The sequence below is a fragment of the Streptomyces sp. NPDC089424 genome, from assembly GCF_044749345.1.
Taxonomy (GTDB): Bacteria; Actinomycetota; Actinomycetes; order Streptomycetales; family Streptomycetaceae; genus Streptomyces.
Map to the genome: position 1 here is coordinate 568,427 of NZ_JBIVHU010000003.1, position 17,374 is coordinate 585,800.

Here is a 17,374-nt window from a genome sequence, read left to right on the forward strand (position 1 = left end):
CGTCCGCCGATGGACCTACGACCTGCGCGTTCGCCTGCCGCCTCACCCGGCCCGGAGCAGCAGCACCGACCGTCCGGGCACCGTGATCGCCTGCCCCGCGGGGTGGGTCACGCCGGGCGGCGCCGCCTGCCCCTCCTGCGCCGTGTCGACGACGACCTCGTAGCGCTCCGCCCACGGGGGCCCCGGCAGGACGAAGCTCACCGGCCGCTCCCCGGCGTGCAGCACGGCGAGGAAGCTGTCGTCGACGATCGGCGCCCCCCGTTCGTCCCGGCCCGGGATGTCGCGTCCCGACAGATACATGCCGAGCGTCGCGGCGGGCGCGTACCAGTCCCCTTCCGTCATCTCCGTGCCTCGCGGGGTGAACCAGGCCAGGTCCCGCAGGCCGTCCGCCGAGTGCGCCCGGCCGGAGAAGAACGCCCGCCGCCGCAGCACCGGGTGCCGGTGCCGCAGGGCGATCAGCCGGGCCGTCAGGTCGAACAGCGCCTTCCAGCCCGGCTCGTCGAGCAGGCCCCAGTCCAGCCAGCTGATCTCGTTGTCCTGGCAGTAGGCGTTGTTGTTGCCCCGCTGGGTGCGCCCCAGTTCGTCGCCCGCGACCAGCATCGGCACGCCCGTCGAGAGCAGCAGCGTGGTCAGCAGGTTGCGCAGCTGCCGCCGCCGCAGCGCCTGTACCCGTTCCTCGCCGCTCTCGCCCTCCGCCCCGCAGTTCCAGGCCCGGTTGTCGTTCGTGCCGTCCCGGTTGCCCTCGCCGTTCGCCTCGTTGTGCTTGCGCTCGTAGGAGACCAGGTCCCGCAGTGTGAAGCCGTCGTGCGCGGTGACGAAGTTGACCGACGCGTAGGGCCGCCGGCCGCCCCAGGCGTAGAGGTCGCTGGAGCCCGACAGCCGGTACCCCATCTCCCGGACGTCCGGGAGCGCGTGCCTCCAGAAGTCCCGCACGGCGTTGCGGTAGCGGTCGTTCCACTCCGTCCACAGCGGGGGGAAGGCGCCGACCTGGTAACCGCCGGAGCCGACGTCCCAGGGCTCGGCGATCAGCTTCACCCGGCGCAGCACCGGGTCCTGCGCGATGACGGCCAGAAAGGGGGACAACATGTCCACGTCGTGCATGGACCGCGCGAGCGCCGCCGCCAGGTCGAACCGGAAGCCGTCCACGCCCATCTCGGTCACCCAGTAGCGCAGCGAGTCCGTGATGAGGCGCAGCACGTGCGGCTGGACGACGTGCAGGGTGTTCCCGCAGCCGGTGTAGTCGGCGTAGCGGCGGGCGTCGGACTGGAGGCGGTAGTACCCGCGGTTGTCGATGCCCTTCAGGGACAGCGTCGGCCCGAGTTCGCCGGCCTCCGCGGTGTGGTTGTAGACGACGTCGAGGATGACCTCGATCCCGGCCGCGTGCAGCGCGCGCACCATCCGCTTGAACTCTCCGACCTGCTGCCCGCGCGTGCCGGACGCGGCGTACGCGGCGTGCGGGGCGAAGTAGCCGATGGAGTTGTAGCCCCAGTAGTTCTTCAGGCCCCGGCGCAGCAGATGGTCCTCGTGCGCGAACTGGTGCACGGGCAGCAGCTCGACGGCCGTGACGCCGAGCCGCGTGAGGTGCTCGACCGCCGCCGGGTGGGCCAGGCCCGCGTAGGTGCCGCGGAGCTCCTCGGGAATGTCCGGGTGCAGCTTGGTGAAGCCCCGCACGTGCAGCTCGTAGATCACCGAGTCCGCCCAGGGCGTCTTCGGCCGCCGGTCGTCCGCCCAGTCGTCGTCGTCGTGCACGACGACGCCCTTCGGTACGTACGGCGCCGAGTCCCGTTCGTCGCGCACGGTGTCCGCGACCTGCTGCTGCGGCCAGTCCCGGACGTGCCCGTAGACCTCCGGCGGCAGGCCGAAGTCGCCGTCGACCGCGCGCGCGTAGGGGTCCAGCAGCAGCTTCGCCGGATTCCACCGGCCGCCGGTCCACGGGTCCCAGCGGCCGTGCACCCGGTAGCCGTAGCGCTGCCCCGGCATCACCCCCGGCACGAAGCCGTGCCAGATCTCATGGGTCAGCTCGCTCAGGCGATGCCGGCGCTCGGTGCCGTCCTCGTCGAACAGGCACAGCTCGACCGCCTCCGCCCCACCCGCCCACAACGCGAAGTTGGTGCCCGCGACCCCGTCCGGGCCGACCCGGAACCGGGCCCCCAGCGGTGTCGACGCACCCGGCCACACCGCCACCGCGGCGGCCGGCGCCGCGCGTGGCGCGCCGTTCAACGCGGCGGCCGGGCGTCCGCCCTGCCCGGCCACCGTCTCCTGCTCGGCTGCGCTGGACACCTGTCAGCCTCCCGCGGCTCGTGTCGACGACGTGCGCCGGGGCCCGCGGCGTCCCTTCCGCGGAGCCCGGCCCGTCGTCCTCCCCACTGTTCTGCCCAGAGCTTGGGTCGCACTCACGTTTCCCCAGGGCGGGCCCGGTCGTTGAACACGGTTGTGAGGCACGTACATGGGCGCGCGCGGCGCGCGGGGGCCGCTCTGGCCGCCGTACTGACATGGGCAGGGCTGCTGGCCGGGGCCGTCGGCTGCACCGCGGACGGTGCGAGCGGGCCCGGCTCGCTGGGCAAACCCCGGGCCCCCGAGGAGGTCATCGCGGTCGCGCCGGACGACGGCGACAAGGGCGTCCGCCCCGGACGGGCGCTGTCCGTACAGGTGTCCAGCGGGCGCCTGGAGTCGGTCCGGGTCGTCCGGACCCAGGACGCGGAGGAGCAGACGGTCCCGGGCCGGATCTCCGCCGACGGCCGGCGCTGGCGCCCCGACGACGGCAGGCTCGCGCTGGCCGCCAGATACGCGGTCGACGCGGTGGCCGTGGACGACGAGGGCCACCGCTCCGCCCGGCACACCACCTTCAGCACCTACGTCCCCGACCAGCGCTTCATCGCGTACGTCACCCCGGAGCACCGCTCCGTGGTCGGCACCGGCATGATCGTCAGCCTGGGCTTCAACCGGGAGATCACCGACCGGGCCGCCGTCGAGCGGGCCGTGCGCGTCACCTCGGAGCCCCCCGTCGAGATCCGCCCGCACTGGTTCGGCCGGGACCGTCTCGACTTCCGCCCCGAGGAGTACTGGGAGCCCGGCACCGAGGTCACCGTCGACCTGCGGCTGAGGGACGTCGAGGGGGCACGCGGGGTCTACGGGCTCCAGTACCGGACCGTCACCTTCACCGTCGGCCGCAGTCAGGTCTCGCTGGTCGACGCGGAGCAGCACACCATGCAGGTGCGCCGGGACGGCGAACTGCTCGGCACGGTGCCGATCACGGCGGGGGCGCCCAAGTACCCGACGTACAACGGGAAGATGGTCGTCACCGAGATGTACGAGATGACCCGGATGAACGGCAGCACAGTCGGCTTCGGCGGCGAGTACGACATCAAGGACGTCCCGCACGCCATGCGCCTGACCGAGACCGGCACCTTCCTGCACGGCAACTACTGGGCGTCGGCGGCCACCTTCGGCGAGGCGAACGTGAGTCATGGGTGCGTGGGCCTGCGGGACGTCAAGGGCGGCAGCTCGGACAGCCCGGCGGGCTGGTTCTTCGACCGGAGTCTGGTCGGGGACGTCGTCGAGGTCGTCAACAGCGACGACAAGAAGGTCGCCGCGGACAACGGGCTCGGAGGCTGGAACATGGGGTGGAACGAGTGGAAAACGGGCAGTGCTCTGAAGTGAGCCTGCCGGGGGGCGGGGTGGCCCGTGACGGCCGGTCGAGGTTGGGACTGAACGGTGACATTCGCACGGCCTCGACCGCGCCGACCATGTGGTTAATATGCGCCGAACGCGCGGGACGCGCAGGGGAGCGGGCCCGACGGGGCCCGATGAGGGTCCGGTCCGGGGCCCGTTGAGGGGAGACAAGTTGAAAGTGCGACCGATATCGGGGGCGTCGGTTGACGCGCGTGGGGGGCGCGGACGCAAAGGCCTGGCTCTGGCCGCCGGGGTGCTGCTGCTGACCGTCACCGCGTGCGGTGGCGGCTCGGACTCCGGGGACTCCGGCGCGGGGGCCGGGGACGGCAAGGGCAAGGGCTCGGCCACGGCCGAGAGCAAGCAGTCCGAGGCGGCCGTGACCATAGCCCCCAAGGACGGCGCGAAGTCCGTCGACACCAGCGGTGCGCTGAAGGTCACCGCGGCGGGGGGCAAGCTGACCGAGGTCGTGGTCAAGGACGCCAAGGGCACCGAGATAGCGGGGGAGATAGCCGCGGACGGCGCCAGCTGGACGCCGTCCATCCATCTGGCCGCCGCCACCAGGTACCAGGTGCACGCGGTCGCCAAGGACTCCGCGGGCCGCGAGGCCGCCGAGTCCTCCAGCTTCACCACCTTGACGCCGCAGAACACGTTCGTCGGCCACTTCACCCCCGAGGACGGTTCGACGGTCGGCGTCGGAATGCCCTTCTCCCTCAACTTCACCCGGGGCATCACCAACCCCGAGCAGGTCGAGAAGGCCGTCGAGATCAAGACCGAACCGGCCGTCGACGTCGAGGGCCACTGGTTCGGCAACGACCGGCTCGACTTCCGGCCCGAGAAGTACTGGAAGGCCGGCACCAAGGTCACCGTCAAGCTCAACCTCGACGGCGTCGAGGGCCGCCCCGGCGTGTACGGCGAGCAGGCCAAGACCGTCTCCTTCACCATCGGTCGCGACCAGGTCTCCGTCGTCGACGCCAAGAAGCTCACGATGAAGGTCATGCGGGACGGCAAGGTCGTCAAGACCCTCCCTGTCACCACCGGCAAGGCCGGCATGGAGACCTGGAACGGCCAGATGGTCATCAGCGAGAAGCACGTGGTGACCCGGATGAACGGCGAGACGGTCGGCTACGGCGGCGAGTACGACATCAAGGACGTCCCGCACGCCATGCGCCTGACCACCTCCGGCACCTTCCTGCACGGCAACTACTGGGCCGGCGGTGCCTTCGGCAACTACAACGCCAGCCACGGCTGCATCGGTCTGCGCGACGCGCGCGGCGGCTGGGACAAGGGCGCGCCGGCCGCGTGGTTCTTCGACAACTCGATGATCGGTGACGTGGTCGTCGTGAAGAACTCCAACGACCGGATCGTGGACCCGGACAACGGGCTCAACGGCTGGAACATGCCGTGGGAGAAGTGGAAGGCCTGACCCCCTGACACGGACGGGCCCGGTGCGACCACCGCACCGGGCCCGTCCCTGCATGTGATCGAGCGCACCGGGTGTGGTCGCGTTAGTGGCCGTTAACCTGCTGGCATGACCGTGAATCTCGAAGTCGCCGAGGGCGTCGGCACGCTGCGTCTCGACCGCCCGCCCATGAACGCGCTGGACATCGCCACGCAGGACCGGCTCAAGGAACTCGCCGAGGAGGCCACGCGCCGCGACGACGTGCGCGCGGTCGTCGTGTACGGCGGGGAGAAGGTGTTCGCGGCCGGCGCGGACATCAAGGAGATGCAGGACATGGACCACACGGCCATGGTCCTGCGCGCCCGCGGCCTGCAGGACGCCTTCACGGCCGTGGCCCGCATCCCCAAGCCGGTGGTCGCCGCCGTCACCGGGTACGCGCTCGGCGGCGGCTGCGAACTCGCCCTCTGCGCGGACTACCGCATCGCCGCCGACGACGCCAAGCTGGGCCAGCCGGAGATCCTGCTGGGCCTGATCCCGGGCGCGGGCGGCACCCAGCGGCTGGCCCGCCTGATCGGCCCCTCCAAGGCCAAGGACCTGATCTTCACCGGCCGCATGGTCAAGGCCGACGAGGCGCTGACCCTCGGCCTGGTCGACCGGATCGTCCCGGCCGCCGAGGTCTACGCCACGGCGCACGCGTGGGCGGCGAAGCTGGCGCAGGGCCCGGCCCTGGCGCTGCGCGCGGCGAAGGAGTCGGTGGACACCGGCCTGGAGACGGACATCGACACGGGCCTCGCCGTCGAACGGAACTGGTTCGCGGGCCTGTTCGCCACGCCGGACCGCGAGCGGGGCATGCGCAGCTTCGTCGAGGAGGGGCCGGGCAAGGCCAAGTTCCTCTGAAATCTCCGCGTCAGGGCTTGCAATTGACGCGGTGTCTGATCCGGGTCCCTCGATGGGGCGGTTTATGGAAGCCTTAAGGCAGCCTTAAGCCTGTCTTGTCGAGGGAGTCCGTCCATTGCCAGGAGTCGAGCCTTCTTCGCAGCTCAGAGGGGCTCTCGAAGCCTCCGAACTGCCCCCGGCATATGCCGGACGGACGGTGGGGAACGATGCCCCGAGGGGGGCGTATTCGGCAGGAACGGCCCCGCGGGGCACGCCGGACGGCCATGATGGGGGCATGGCGGGGCTGGAGGGCATCGAACAGCCGCAAGGACGCGGCCGTACGACCGCGGCGCGCTGGTCGCCCGCAGTCGAGGACGAACGAGCGCTCAAGGCACTGGAGTTGTTCGGCAACCCGACGGAGGCGGAGGTTCCGCTGCCGTCCCGCCCCGAGTCGGCGGCCACGGCACGCCGGCTCGCCCAGGTCGTCGTCCTCCGCCAGTGGGGCCTGTCGGCCAAGATGACCGAGGACGCCGTCCTGCTCGTCTCGGAACTCGTCGGCAACGCCGTGCGGCACACCGGCGCCCGCGTCTTCGGCCTGCGCATGCGCCGCCGCCGGGGCTGGATCCGCATCGAGGTCCGCGACCCCTCCCGGGGCCTGCCCTGCCTGATGCCGGTCCAGGAACTCGACGTCAGCGGCCGGGGCCTGTACCTCGTCGACAAGCTCTCGGACCGCTGGGGCGTGGACCTCTTACCCCGCGGCAAGACGACCTGGTTCGAGATGCGGGTCGCGGACCGCTGACCGGCAGCGGCACCGCAGCCGACACGCCGCCGTACGGGTGACGATCCGCAACCTTCCGTCGTGAGGTGGGAATTGTGCCCTCATGATCACAACTCGCCTGCGTCGTCGGGCCGCTGCCGCCGCCCTGTCCCTCGCGGCCGTCCTCGCCACCTCGGCCGCCGCCGCCCCCGCGGCCTCCGTCCCGGCGGCCTTCGCCGCCCCCGCCGCCGCGCCCGCCCCCGCCTCTTGTCCCGTCCAGTACGACGACAAGATCAAGGCCGCCGCCGACCGCCGTGTCGACGTCGCCCGGATCACCCCCGAACCGGCCTGGCGGACCACCTGCGGCACCCTGTACCGCGCCGACAGCCGTGCTCCCCGCATCGTCTTCGAGGAGGGCTTCCAGCCCAGGGACGTGGTCGAGGGCCAGTACGACCTGGAGGCCTACGTCCTCGTCAACCAGCCCTCGCCGTTCGTGTCCACGACGTACGACCACGACCTCTACAAGAAGTGGTGGAAGTCCGGCTACAACTACTACATCGACGCCCCCGGCGGCATCGACGTCAACCGCACCATCGGTGACACCCACAAGTGGGCCGACCAGGTGGAGGTGGCCTTCCCCGGCGGCATCGACCGCAAGTACGTCATCGGCGTCTGCCCGGTCGACAAGACCACCAAGGTCGAGATCATGAGCGGCTGCGAGAGCAACCCGTACTACGAGGCCTGGCACTGAGCAGCGCCTCAGACCCCACCGGCCGGTAGCCGGCCGCCTGGAACGCCCGCAGACTGCGGGCGTTCCCCGGGGAGATCTGCGCCCACACCGGCTCGCCCCCGCCCAGATGCCGCGCCGCCACCGCGAGGGCCCGCCCCAGCCCCCGGTGCCGTACCGCCTCCGCCACCTCCACCGCGGCCTCCAGCCGCCCCGCGACGCCGCGCCCCAGCACCAGCACACCGCCCTCGGCGGCCCACACACGCACGTCGTCGCGGCGTCTGCGCGAACCGACGACCCGCGGATGCCCGGGATCGCGGATCTCGCGCAGCGCGAGGGGCGGTTCACCCGCGAGCGGCGCCCCCACCGTCATCACGTCGACCGTGTCCGTGGTGCGTCCCGTCCGCTCCATGAAGGCGGCGAGGAAACGGGCGTTCATCGTCGCCGCGAGCGCGTCGCACTCCAGGGCGTCCAGGGTGGCGTGGACCCAGCCCGGGTCCTCGTCGGTGAAGACGACGGAGTGGCCGGTGAAGGCGAGCACGCCCGCGTCCCTGGGCGAGGGCTGGGCCACGACCGTCGTACGACCGTCCGGCGGCGGGAAGACACCCCGCGCGGCGGCGTCCAGAATGTCCCGCAAGCTCTCCATCGCGGCGCTCCTTGAGTCTCCACCCACTGGAAGGCACAGACTCGCAGACATGATCGACGACAGCACCGGCCGGTTCACCATCGGCGAGCTGGCGCGGGCCACCGGGCTGACCGTCCGGACCATCCGCTACTGGTCCGACGAGGACGTCCTGCGCCCGGTGGCCCGCTCCGCCGGCGGCTACCGGCTGTACGACGCCGGGTCCGTGGCCCGTCTGGAGCTGATCCGCACCCTGCGCGAACTGGGCCTCGGCCTGGACGACGTACGCCGGGTGCTGGCCGGCGAGGCGACGGTGGCCGAGGTGGCCGCCGCCCACGTGGTGGCGCTGGACGCCCGGATCAGGGCGCTGAAGGTGACCCGCGCGGTGCTGTCGACCGTGGCGCGACGCGGCTCGACCGCTGAGGAGATGACGCTCATGAACAAGCTGGCGCGGCTGTCGGCCGCCGAACGGAGCCGGATCCTTGAGGAGTTCGTGGACGAGATGTTCCACGGGCTGGACACGGCGGACCCGGTGATCAGGGAGCGGATGCGCACCATGGCCGTGGACCTGCCGGACGAGCCGACGCCCGAGCAGGTGGACGCCTGGGTGGAGCTCGCCGAGATGCTCCAGGACCCCGGGTTCCGGGCCCGGATGCGGAAAGTGGCCGAGTTCAACGCGGCCGACCGGGGCCCCGAGGTGCCCGCGGGCGCGTCGCTGTGGTTCGCGCGGCGCCTGGTGCAGCTGGCCGCCGAGGCCAGGGACCGGGGCGTCGCCCCCGAGTCTCCCGAGGCGGCCCGGGTCCTGCGCGACCTGCTGGGCGACGCAGACCCCGCCGAGGTACTGCAACGGCTGCGCTCCAGCTCCGACGAGGGGGTCGCCCGGTACCGCGAGTTGCTCGCCGTGGTGAAGGGCGGCGCACCGGCCGCCGCGCACCGGGAGGAGTTCGCCTGGGTGGTCGCGGCACTGGAGGCGCGTACGGCCGGATAATCTGACCTGCGTCAGTACGACGGCACAGCACGAGACAGAGGGGCGGATCGGTGGCGGACATCGAGGAAGCGCGCAAGCAGTTCGAGCGGATCGACACGGACGGTGACGGCATGATCACCGCCAAGGAGTTCAAGACCGCTCTGGCGCAGGGGGGCGACTGGAACGTCACCGAGGCGGTCGCCGAGGCCATCATCGCCAGCCGCGACCTCGACGGCGACAAGCTCCTGTCGTTCGACGAGTTCTGGGCCCACCTGAACAAGTGACGCGCACCACGAAGGGGCGCCCCTCTCCCTCCCGGGGAGTCGGGCGCCCCTTCGTCAGGCGCTCGTGGCCCACTCCCGCAGGGCCGTCCTGCTCGCGAAGTCGCCCACGTTCGTGTCCACCGGGTCGTCCGTGTACTGGTGGAAGCGCCACTTCGCCTGGATGCGGGGCTTGCCCGCGGTGACGTAGTCCGCTATCCACAGGCCGTCCCCGGCGTAGGACGTGGTGTCGACGTTCAGCCAGTAGTGGCGGTTGCAGTAGAGGATCACCCGGTTGTCCGGGCGCAGTTGCTTCACGGTGCGGATGAAGCGGTCCTTCTCCGCGTTGCTCGCGTGCGTCCCCTCGCCCGTGGTCTCCCAGTCGACCGCGAGGATGTCGCCGGCCCGTTCGGGGGCCTTGCTCACGAAGTACTCGGCCTGTGCGGTGAGGTTGCCCGGCCACAGGAAGTGGTAGAAGCCGACGACCAGGCCGGCGTCGCGGCCGCGCTTGGTCTGGGCGGCCAGTCTGGGGTTGACGTAGGAACGGCCCTCCGTCGCCTTGATGAAGACGAAGGAGAGGCCGTCGGTGTCGTAGGTGCTGGACTGGTAGGAGCTGACGTCGATGCCACGGACCATGGGGACTCCCGAATGTGCCTGTGGGGGACGGGAGTTGATGGTTCCCCTTCGCGGCGCCGGTAAGCCCTCAGCACTCGATGATGTTCACCGCCAGCCCACCCCGGGCCGTCTCCTTGTACTTGACGCTCATGTCGGCGCCGGTGTCCTTCATGGTCTTGATGACCTTGTCCAGGGACACCTTGTGGCTGCCGTCGCCGCGCATCGCCATCCGGGCCGCCGTGACGGCCTTCACCGCGGCCATGCCGTTGCGCTCGATGCAGGGGATCTGGACCAGGCCGCCCACGGGATCGCAGGTGAGGCCGAGGTTGTGCTCCATGCCGATCTCGGCGGCGTTCTCGACCTGTTCGGGGCTGCCGCCCATCACCTCGGCGAGGGCGCCCGCGGCCATCGAGCAGGCCGAGCCCACCTCACCCTGGCAGCCGACCTCGGCGCCGGAGATGGAGGCGTTCTCCTTGAACAGCATGCCGATGGCGCCCGCGGCGAGCAGGAAGCGGACCACGCCCTCCTCGTCCGCGCCGGGCACGAAGTTGATGTAGTAGTGCAGAACCGCCGGGATGATGCCGGCCGCGCCGTTGGTGGGCGCGGTCACGACCCGCCCGCCGGCCGCGTTCTCCTCGTTCACCGCCATCGCGTAGAGCGTGATCCACTCCATCGCGAGGGCCTTCGGGTCGCCCTCGGAGCGCAGCTTGCGCGCGGTGTTGGCCGCGCGGCGGCGCACCTTCAGCCCGCCGGGCAGGATGCCCTCCCGGGTCATGCCGCGCCCCACGCAGGCCTGCATGACCTGCCAGATGTCGAGCAGCCCGGCGCGGATCTCCTCCTCGGTGCGCCAGGCGCGCTCGTTCTCCAGCATCAGGGCCGAGATCGACAGACCGGTCTCCCTCGTCAGGCGCAGCAGCTCGTCGCCCGTGCGGAAGGGGTACTTCAGGACCGTGTCGTCCAGCTTGATGCGGTCCGCGCCGACGGCGTCCTCGTCGACGACGAATCCGCCGCCCACCGAGTAGTAGGTCTTGGACAGCAGCTCCGCCCCGGAGGCGTCGTAGGCCCACAGGGTCATGCCGTTGGCGTGGTAGGGCAGGGCCTTTCGGCGGTGCAGCTTCAGGTCCGCGTCGAAGTCGAAGGCGACCTCGCGCTCGCCGAGCAGCGTGAGCCGGCCGGCGCTCTTGATCGCCTCCACGCGCTCGTCGGCGGTCTCGACGTCCACCGAGCGCGGCGAGTCGCCCTCCAGGCCCAGCAGCACCGCCTTGGGCGTGCCGTGCCCGTGGCCGGTCGCGCCCAGCGAGCCGTACAGCTCGACGCGCAGCGAGGCCACGGAGTCGAGCAGTTCCTCGCCGCGCAGCCGGCTGGCGAAGATGCGGGCCGCGCGCATGGGGCCGACCGTGTGGGAGCTGGACGGGCCGATGCCGATCGAGAACAGGTCGAAGACCGAGATGGCCACGGTGACTCCTTGGGGCAGGGGGTGGTGCGGTGGGCTCCACGCCGGTGTGGAGCCCACGGGGGTGGAACTACTTCGTCAGGCCGGGGTACAGCGGGTGCTTGTCGGCGAGGGCCTTGACCCGTGCCTTGAGCGAGGCGGCGTCGTACGAGGGCTTCAGCGCCTCGGCGATCACGTCCGCGACCTCGGTGAAGTCCTCGGTCGTGAAGCCGCGCGTGGCCAGCGCGGGCGTGCCGATACGCAGCCCGGACGTCACCATCGGCGGGCGCGGGTCGTTCGGGACGGCGTTGCGGTTGACCGTGATGCCGACCTCGTGGAGCCGGTCCTCGGCCTGCTGGCCGTCCAGCTCGGAGTCACGCAGGTCGACCAGGACCAGGTGGACGTCCGTGCCGCCGGACAGCACGTCCACGCCGACCGCCTTGGCGTCGTCCCGCACGAGCCGCTCGGCGAGGATGCGCGCGCCCTCCAGGGTACGCCGCTGGCGCTCCTTGAAGTCCTCGGAGGCGGCGACCTTGAAGGCGACCGCCTTCGCGGCGATCACATGCTCCAGCGGGCCACCCTGCTGACCGGGGAAGACCGCGGAGTTGATCTTCTTGGCCAGTTCGGCGGTGGAGAGGATCACACCGCCGCGCGGGCCGCCCAGCGTCTTGTGGGTGGTGGTGGTCACGACATGGGCGTGCGGCACCGGGTTGGGGTGCAGTCCGGCGGCGACGAGGCCGGCGAAGTGGGCCATGTCGACCATGAGGTACGCGCCGACCTCGTCGGCGATCCGGCGGAACGCGGCGAAGTCGAGCTGGCGGGGGTACGCCGACCAGCCGGCCACGATCAGCTTCGGCTGCTTCTCCTTGGCGAGGCGCTCGACCTCGTCCATGTCGACCAGGCCGTCCTCGCCGACGTGGTAGGCGACCACGTCGTAGAGCTTGCCGGAGAAGTTGATCTTCATGCCGTGGGTCAGGTGCCCGCCGTGCGCGAGGTTCAGACCCATGATCGTGTCGCCGGGCTTGAGCAGCGCGAACATCGCGGCCGCGTTGGCCTGCGCGCCCGAGTGGGGCTGCACGTTGGCGTGCTCGGCGCCGTAGAGCTCCTTGACGCGGTCGATCGCGATCTGCTCGATCACGTCGACGTGCTCGCAGCCGCCGTAGTAGCGCCGGCCGGGGTAGCCCTCGGCGTACTTGTTGGTCAGGACCGAGCCCTGGGCCTCCATGACCGCGACCGGGGCGAAGTTCTCCGAGGCGATCATTTCGAGGGTGGACTGCTGGCGGTGCAGCTCGGCGTCGACGGCGGCGGCGACGGCCGGGTCGTACTCGTGCAGGGGGGTGTTCAGGACGGACATGTCGCTACGACTCCTCAGCCGGCGGTGTGGGCGGCGTACTCGTCGGCGGAGAACAGGTCGGCGGGCTCCTCCGCGATCCGCACCTTGAACAGCCAGCCGCCCTCGAAGGGCGCGGAGTTCACGAGCGACGGGTCGTTCACGACGTCCTCGTTGACCTCGGTGATCTCACCGCTCACCGGGGAGTACAGGTCGCTGACCGACTTGGTCGACTCCAGCTCGCCGCAGGTCTCGCCCGCGGTCACCTGGGAGCCCACCTCGGGGAGCTGGGCGTAGACGACGTCACCGAGCGCGTTCGCCGCGAACTCGGTGATGCCGACCGTCGAGACGCCGTCCTCGGCGACCGACAGCCACTCGTGCTCCTTGCTGTAGCGCAGCTGCTGGGGGTTGCTCATGGCCTGGATTCTCCTGTACGCGGGGAGGTGCTGTGGAAAGGGGGCTGATGGCACTGCGGGTGAGCAGGCAGAAAGGTGCGCCGGTCAGGTGGACCCGGTTCCAGTGTCTACTTCTGGCGCTTGTAGAAGGGCAGAGCCACGACCTCGTACGGCTCGTGGGTGCCCCGGATGTCCACGCCGACTCCCGGCGTGCCGGCGGCCGCGTGGGCGGCGTCGACGTAGGCCATCGCGATCGGCTTGCCGAGCGTGGGGGAGGGGGCGCCGGAGGTGACCTCGCCGATCACCTCGCCGCCGGCGACGACCGCGTATCCGGCGCGCGGCACCCGGCGGCCCTCGGCGATCAGGCCGACGAGGACGCGCGGCGGAGCGGCCTCGGCGCGGGCGGCGGCCTCGGTGAGCGCCTCGCGGCCGACGAAGTCGCCCTCCTTCTCGAACTTCACCACCCGGCCGAGCCCGGCGTCGAAGGGGGTCAGCGAGGTGGACAGCTCGTTCCCGTAGAGCGGCATGCCCGCCTCCAGGCGCAGCGTGTCCCGGCAGGACAGGCCGCACGGGATCAGACCGACGCCTGCGCCCGCCTCCGTCAGCGCCTCCCACAGGGCGACGGCGTGCTCCGGCTTCACGAACAGCTCGAAGCCGTCCTCGCCGGTGTACCCGGTGCGCGCGATCAGCGCCGGGACGCCCGCGACGGTGCCGGGCAGCCCGGCGTAGTACTTCAGGCCGTCGAGGTCTGCGTCGGTCAGCTGCCGCAGGATGCCGGGGGACTCGGGGCCCTGGACGGCGAGCAGGGCGTAGGCGTCGCGGTCGTCGCGGACGGTGGCGTCGAAGCCCTCCGCGCGCGCGGTGAGGGCGTCCAGCACGATCTGCGCGTTGCTCGCGTTGGCCACGACCATGTACTCGGTCTCGGCGAGCCGGTAGACGATCAGGTCGTCCAGGATGCCGCCGTCGGCCTGGCAGATCATGGTGTAGCGGGCGCGGCCGACGCCGACGGAGGCGATGTTGCCGACGAGCGCGTGGTTCAGCAGCTGGGCCGCCTGCGGGCCGCCGACCGTGATCTCGCCCATGTGCGAGAGGTCGAAGAGCCCGGCCCTCGTGCGCACCGCGAGGTGCTCGTCGCGCTCGGAGCCGTAGCGCAGGGGCATGTCCCAGCCGGCGAAGTCGGTCATGGTCGCGCCCAGCGAGCGATGCACGGCATCGAGCGCGGTACGACGGAGTGCGGTACTGCTCATCGGTCGGTCTCCCAAGGCATGACGGCGAGGTCGTTCCTCCCCATCTGTCATCGGAACCTGAGAGGTTCGCCATGACCGCCCGGGAAGGGGGAACCATGGCTTGCACCTTGGGTGGAGCCACTGAGGCAGCGGCCCGCTTTTCAGATGTGCCTCGCCCGCGCGGTAACGGGGCCTGAGAGATTCAAGGGAGGGACTTGCTCCTTCGGCGTCCCAGTCACAGCGTGCCTGGGAACTCTCCCGCGCGGATTCAAGCGGCCGGTATGCAGTTGGCGGCCACATCATTGCACGCATCGCCCGCGCGCGGCAGGGGGACCTTTCAGAGGGGGCACACAGTGTCCGTGACCGGGCACAGCGTGTTGTAGCAGGCTTGTAGCCGGAAGCGGACGGAAACGCGAGGCGCCCCGCATTACCTTCTCTTTACACTCGACGGGGACGGTAACTCGTGAACCGCCCCAGGGGAGGACGATCACGGTGAACAGGACCACGGCCTACGCGACCACCGCGGGCCTCGCTCTGCCCAAGCAGTCGGCGGCCTCGGCCCGGGAGGCGTGCGGCCCGCTGCCCTTCCCCGTGGTCCGCGACCTGCGCGACCGGGCGGGCCGCAGCCCGCACGCCCTGCTGTTCGGCCCCCGCGACCTCGTGGTGATCACCGGCCTGCCCGGCAGCGGCAAGTCCACCCTCATGCGGCGCGCGGTCCGTGCCCGGCGCATCGACTCCCAGGACACCCGCGACCGCTGGGACGCCCGGACGCCGCACTGGCTGCCCTACGCGGTCTACCGCCCCCTCGTCCGGTTCGCCCACTACGCCGGGCTGCGCCGCGCCCTGCGCACCGGCGAGGGCGTCGTCGTCCACGACTGCGGCACGCAGGCCTGGGTGCGCGCCTGGCTGGCCCGCGAGGCCCGGCGCCGGGGCGGCACCCTGCATGTGCTGCTGCTCGACGTCAGCGCCGAACAGGCCCTGGCCGGCCAGCGCGAGCGCGGCCGCGGAGTCTCGCGGTACGCGTTCCTGCGGCACCGCCGCGCGGCCGCCCGCCTGCTGCACCGCTCCGAGCGCGGGGTCCTGCCCCGCGGCTGCGGCGCCGCGATCCTCCTCGACCGCGCGGCGGCGGACACCCTGCGCAGAATCGGCTTCACGGGCTGACACCACGGGCGGCGGGGCGGGCGGGTTAGCCTTTTCAGCCGGTAGCACTGGTACGGAGCAGGCGGTAGGCAGATGGACTTCCCGGGGGACTTTCCGGCGCAGACGCAGCACCCGCATCCGCACGGCGGATGGCCCGGCAACGAGCTCGAGGAGGTGCTCTCCGCGTCACTCGGCGTGCCCTCCGCCGGTGGCCGCATCGTCGAGGTGCTCGCCCGCAGCTTCGTCTGGGTGCCGCTGCCGAACGGCGGCGGTCCGGGCAGCGGCTCCCTCGACCTGCCGGGCATGGAGATCGACGGCCAGGCCTACGTCCCGGTCTTCAGCTCCGAGGAACAGTTCCGCCAGGTCGTCGGCGCCCACATGTCCTTCACCGTCGCCCCCGCCGTCGAGTTCGCCCGCGGTCTGCCCCCGCAGGCGGGCATCGTGGTCAACCCCGGCGGCGTGGTCGGCCTCCCGCTGCCGCCCGCGGCGGTCGCCGAACTCGGGCGCGCCGGCCGCACCCCCCTGGACGGTCTCGCGAGCGGCGGCCGGGTCCGCCTCTTCGAGCCGGACTGGCAGGACGACCCGGTCGACTTCCTGACCGCGGCGTCCGAGGAGTTCGAGGCCGTCGGCGTGATCACCACGGGCCGCCGCTGTCTTGCGGCGATCGAGACGGGGGAACCGGTGATGTTCGTGGGCGTCGAACTCTCCCGGTGGGAGGGGGACCTGCGCGCCGCCCCGCTGGACGCCCTCGGCCGTGCCCTCGGCCGGGTCCCGGTCCGGTGGCCGGTCAACCTGGTGCTGATGGACGTCGCCCAGGACCCGGTGGTCTCGTGGCTGCGGGAGAAGGTGCGGCCGTTCTACCGACGAGCCCTGTAAGACGTCCCGGAGGGGCAGCCGGCCAGGAGCGCGGGCGGGCTTAAGCTAGGGCGCACACGAGGGCGTTGCACGAAGGGGCGGTAACAAGTGAGCGCGAGCGGCACCGCCGCGGCCGGCCAGGTCGAGCACATGCTGCGCCAGGTGACGCCGGGGCGCTACGACGCCTACGAGGCGCTCCTGCGCGCCCTCGCGACCTCCGGCTCCGGCCAGATCTGGATGCTGCTGTGGCACGGCCAGGCCGGCAGCCCCGACGCCCAGTACGGAAACATGGAGGTCGGCGGCCAGAGCTACGCCCCCTGCGTCACCTCCGCACAGGAGCTCTCGGCGAGCGGCTGGAACCGCTCGTACGAGGTGATCGACGGCCTGGACGTGGCCCGCACCCTCTTCCCGGACCACTACGGACTCTGGCTGAACCCGCACGCCCCGGGCGGCGGCCTCGGCATTCCCTGGCTGGACCTGCGCCGGATCGCCGCCGGCCTCGAACGCCAGCCCGCAGGCCCTCTGCGTCTGTCCGAACCCGGCGTCCAGACTCCGCAGTTCTACGCCCTGCTGTCGCAGAACGCCCACCGCACCCCGGCGGTCCGCTCCCTGCGCCGCGCCTGGGTCCAGCCCGCGCTCGGGGCGCCGTACCTCGCGATCGGTCTCGATGTGTACGACACCTCGCCGCCCGCCGTGGACTCGGTACGCGCGATGATGCAGCAGTCCATCGGCGCCGTTCCGGACGGCCTGCCGGTGTCGACGGTCGCGATGTCCGACGACTTCGACCCGGTGGCGATGTGGATGCGCGCCAACGCCCGGCCGTTCTACGACCGTGAGGCCCACGTCGCCCCCGCCCAGGCCCCGTCCGCCGGCTACGGCTATCCCGGTCCGCGGACCGTCTGAGAATCCGACCTTTTCCGGTCATCGGCACACACGGATTCCGGTCATCAACCCTCCGTGTTCGCAGGCCGATTCGCGATGTTCGGATAACGGAATGTGAAGGCCGGTATCACGGTTGCGCATACTTTCTCCGTCAGCTCTGGCGAGTGATCGTGAAGACGTTGAAGACTCCGCTGTCATACAGCACGCGTGCATGCCCAC

The 17,374-nt window shown here is 71.5% G+C and carries 17 protein-coding genes and 1 riboswitch; of the genes, 10 read left to right on the top strand and 7 right to left on the bottom strand.

The annotated features are described in order from the left end of the window. Window positions 1–42: 42 nt before the first annotated feature. Complete coding sequence (gene glgX, locus ACIP2X_RS17540; RefSeq protein WP_401673538.1) at window positions 43–2,280, bottom strand: glycogen debranching protein GlgX; 2,238 nt, start codon at window positions 2,278–2,280, stop codon at window positions 43–45. A 153-nt stretch (window positions 2,281–2,433) separates the two neighbouring features. Between glgX and ACIP2X_RS17545 the strand changes: the two genes are divergently transcribed. The 5 genes from ACIP2X_RS17545 (at window position 2,434) to ACIP2X_RS17565 (ending at window position 7,455) form a co-directional block, all read left to right on the top strand. Beyond that, a complete protein-coding gene (locus tag ACIP2X_RS17545; RefSeq protein ID WP_401673539.1) occupies window positions 2,434–3,660 on the top strand; it encodes an Ig-like domain-containing protein in 1,227 nt (408 codons plus the stop codon). Window positions 3,661–3,844: 184 nt separating this feature from the next. Further along, entirely contained in the window at window positions 3,845–5,095 is a 1,251-nt protein-coding gene (locus ACIP2X_RS17550) for an Ig-like domain-containing protein (protein ID WP_401673542.1), read from the top strand. A 105-nt stretch (window positions 5,096–5,200) separates the two neighbouring features. Further along, on the top strand, window positions 5,201–5,968 hold the full coding sequence (locus ACIP2X_RS17555) for an enoyl-CoA hydratase/isomerase family protein (RefSeq protein WP_401673544.1): 768 nt from the start codon (window positions 5,201–5,203) through the stop codon (window positions 5,966–5,968). Window positions 5,969–6,242: 274 nt separating this feature from the next. After that, on the top strand, window positions 6,243–6,746 hold the full coding sequence (locus ACIP2X_RS17560; protein ID WP_401673546.1) for an ATP-binding protein: 504 nt from the start codon (window positions 6,243–6,245) through the stop codon (window positions 6,744–6,746). Between the two features lie 82 nt (window positions 6,747–6,828). Next, window positions 6,829–7,455: an ADP-ribosyltransferase gene (locus ACIP2X_RS17565; RefSeq protein WP_401673548.1), complete on the top strand. Its 627-nt coding sequence runs from the start codon at window positions 6,829–6,831 to the stop codon at window positions 7,453–7,455. Here ACIP2X_RS17565 and ACIP2X_RS17570 read toward each other — a convergent pair. Beyond that, a complete protein-coding gene (locus tag ACIP2X_RS17570) occupies window positions 7,409–8,077 on the bottom strand; it encodes a GNAT family N-acetyltransferase (protein ID WP_401673550.1) in 669 nt (222 codons plus the stop codon). The two genes, ACIP2X_RS17565 and ACIP2X_RS17570, sit on opposite strands and share 47 nt — an antisense overlap. 49 nt (window positions 8,078–8,126) lie before the next feature. Here ACIP2X_RS17570 and ACIP2X_RS17575 point away from each other — a divergent pair, with 49 nt between their 5' ends. After that, the gene (locus tag ACIP2X_RS17575) at window positions 8,127–9,041 is read left to right on the top strand and encodes a MerR family transcriptional regulator (protein ID WP_401673552.1); all 915 of its coding nucleotides are present in this window, start codon (window positions 8,127–8,129) and stop codon (window positions 9,039–9,041) included. 50 nt (window positions 9,042–9,091) lie between these two features. Next, the gene (locus tag ACIP2X_RS17580; protein ID WP_401673555.1) at window positions 9,092–9,304 is read left to right on the top strand and encodes an EF-hand domain-containing protein; all 213 of its coding nucleotides are present in this window, start codon (window positions 9,092–9,094) and stop codon (window positions 9,302–9,304) included. A 54-nt stretch (window positions 9,305–9,358) separates the two neighbouring features. Here ACIP2X_RS17580 and ACIP2X_RS17585 read toward each other — a convergent pair whose 3' ends face one another. The 5 genes from ACIP2X_RS17585 to gcvT all read right to left on the bottom strand — a co-directional run bounded on the left by ACIP2X_RS17585 (window position 9,359) and on the right by gcvT (window position 14,299). Further along, entirely contained in the window at window positions 9,359–9,916 is a 558-nt protein-coding gene (locus ACIP2X_RS17585) for a glycoside hydrolase family 25 protein (protein WP_401673557.1), read from the bottom strand. A 67-nt stretch (window positions 9,917–9,983) separates the two neighbouring features. Beyond that, window positions 9,984–11,351: an L-serine ammonia-lyase gene (locus ACIP2X_RS17590; protein ID WP_401673560.1), complete on the bottom strand. Its 1,368-nt coding sequence runs from the start codon at window positions 11,349–11,351 to the stop codon at window positions 9,984–9,986. A gap of 67 nt (window positions 11,352–11,418) precedes the next feature. Next, window positions 11,419–12,681 carry a serine hydroxymethyltransferase gene (gene glyA / locus ACIP2X_RS17595; protein ID WP_401673562.1) on the bottom strand — a complete coding sequence of 421 codons (1,263 nt, stop codon included), beginning with the start codon at window positions 12,679–12,681 and terminating at the stop codon, window positions 11,419–11,421. 14 nt (window positions 12,682–12,695) lie between these two features. Then, window positions 12,696–13,073 carry a glycine cleavage system protein GcvH gene (gcvH, locus tag ACIP2X_RS17600; RefSeq protein WP_401673564.1) on the bottom strand — a complete coding sequence of 126 codons (378 nt, stop codon included), beginning with the start codon at window positions 13,071–13,073 and terminating at the stop codon, window positions 12,696–12,698. A 107-nt stretch (window positions 13,074–13,180) separates the two neighbouring features. Further along, window positions 13,181–14,299, bottom strand: coding sequence for a glycine cleavage system aminomethyltransferase GcvT (gene gcvT / locus ACIP2X_RS17605; protein ID WP_401673566.1), 1,119 nt, complete (start codon window positions 14,297–14,299; stop codon window positions 13,181–13,183). A 150-nt stretch (window positions 14,300–14,449) separates the two neighbouring features. Then, window positions 14,450–14,549: riboswitch (glycine riboswitch) on the bottom strand. 221 nt (window positions 14,550–14,770) lie between these two features. Between gcvT and ACIP2X_RS17610 the strand changes: the two genes are divergently transcribed. The 3 genes from ACIP2X_RS17610 to ACIP2X_RS17620 all read left to right on the top strand — a co-directional run bounded on the left by ACIP2X_RS17610 (window position 14,771) and on the right by ACIP2X_RS17620 (window position 17,176). Next, on the top strand, window positions 14,771–15,439 hold the full coding sequence (locus ACIP2X_RS17610) for an AAA family ATPase (RefSeq protein ID WP_401673569.1): 669 nt from the start codon (window positions 14,771–14,773) through the stop codon (window positions 15,437–15,439). A 72-nt stretch (window positions 15,440–15,511) separates the two neighbouring features. Continuing rightward, window positions 15,512–16,294, top strand: coding sequence for an enhanced serine sensitivity protein SseB (locus tag ACIP2X_RS17615; RefSeq protein WP_401673571.1), 783 nt, complete (start codon window positions 15,512–15,514; stop codon window positions 16,292–16,294). Between the two features lie 87 nt (window positions 16,295–16,381). Further along, window positions 16,382–17,176, top strand: a complete 795-nt coding sequence (locus ACIP2X_RS17620) for an enhanced serine sensitivity protein SseB C-terminal domain-containing protein (protein ID WP_401673574.1) — start codon at window positions 16,382–16,384, stop codon at window positions 17,174–17,176. The last annotated feature ends 198 nt before the right edge of the window (window positions 17,177–17,374 follow it).

Excerpts from the sequence above, each read along its gene's own strand:
- ACIP2X_RS17555 (WP_401673544.1), top strand. The coding sequence starts at position 5,201 with ATGACCGTGAATCTCGAAGTCGCCGAGGGCGTCGGCACGCTGCGTCTC.
- gcvH (WP_401673564.1), bottom strand. The coding sequence starts at position 13,073 with ATGAGCAACCCCCAGCAGCTGCGCTACAGCAAGGAGCACGAGTGGCTG.
- ACIP2X_RS17575 (WP_401673552.1), top strand. The coding sequence starts at position 8,127 with ATGATCGACGACAGCACCGGCCGGTTCACCATCGGCGAGCTGGCGCGG.
- ACIP2X_RS17570 (WP_401673550.1), bottom strand. The coding sequence starts at position 8,077 with ATGGAGAGCTTGCGGGACATTCTGGACGCCGCCGCGCGGGGTGTCTTC.
- glyA (WP_401673562.1), bottom strand. The coding sequence starts at position 12,681 with ATGTCCGTCCTGAACACCCCCCTGCACGAGTACGACCCGGCCGTCGCC.
- ACIP2X_RS17560 (WP_401673546.1), top strand. The coding sequence starts at position 6,243 with ATGGCGGGGCTGGAGGGCATCGAACAGCCGCAAGGACGCGGCCGTACG.
- ACIP2X_RS17585 (WP_401673557.1), bottom strand. The coding sequence starts at position 9,916 with ATGGTCCGTGGCATCGACGTCAGCTCCTACCAGTCCAGCACCTACGAC.
- ACIP2X_RS17615 (WP_401673571.1), top strand. The coding sequence starts at position 15,512 with ATGGACTTCCCGGGGGACTTTCCGGCGCAGACGCAGCACCCGCATCCG.
- ACIP2X_RS17565 (WP_401673548.1), top strand. The coding sequence starts at position 6,829 with ATGATCACAACTCGCCTGCGTCGTCGGGCCGCTGCCGCCGCCCTGTCC.
- gcvT (WP_401673566.1), bottom strand. The coding sequence starts at position 14,299 with ATGAGCAGTACCGCACTCCGTCGTACCGCGCTCGATGCCGTGCATCGC.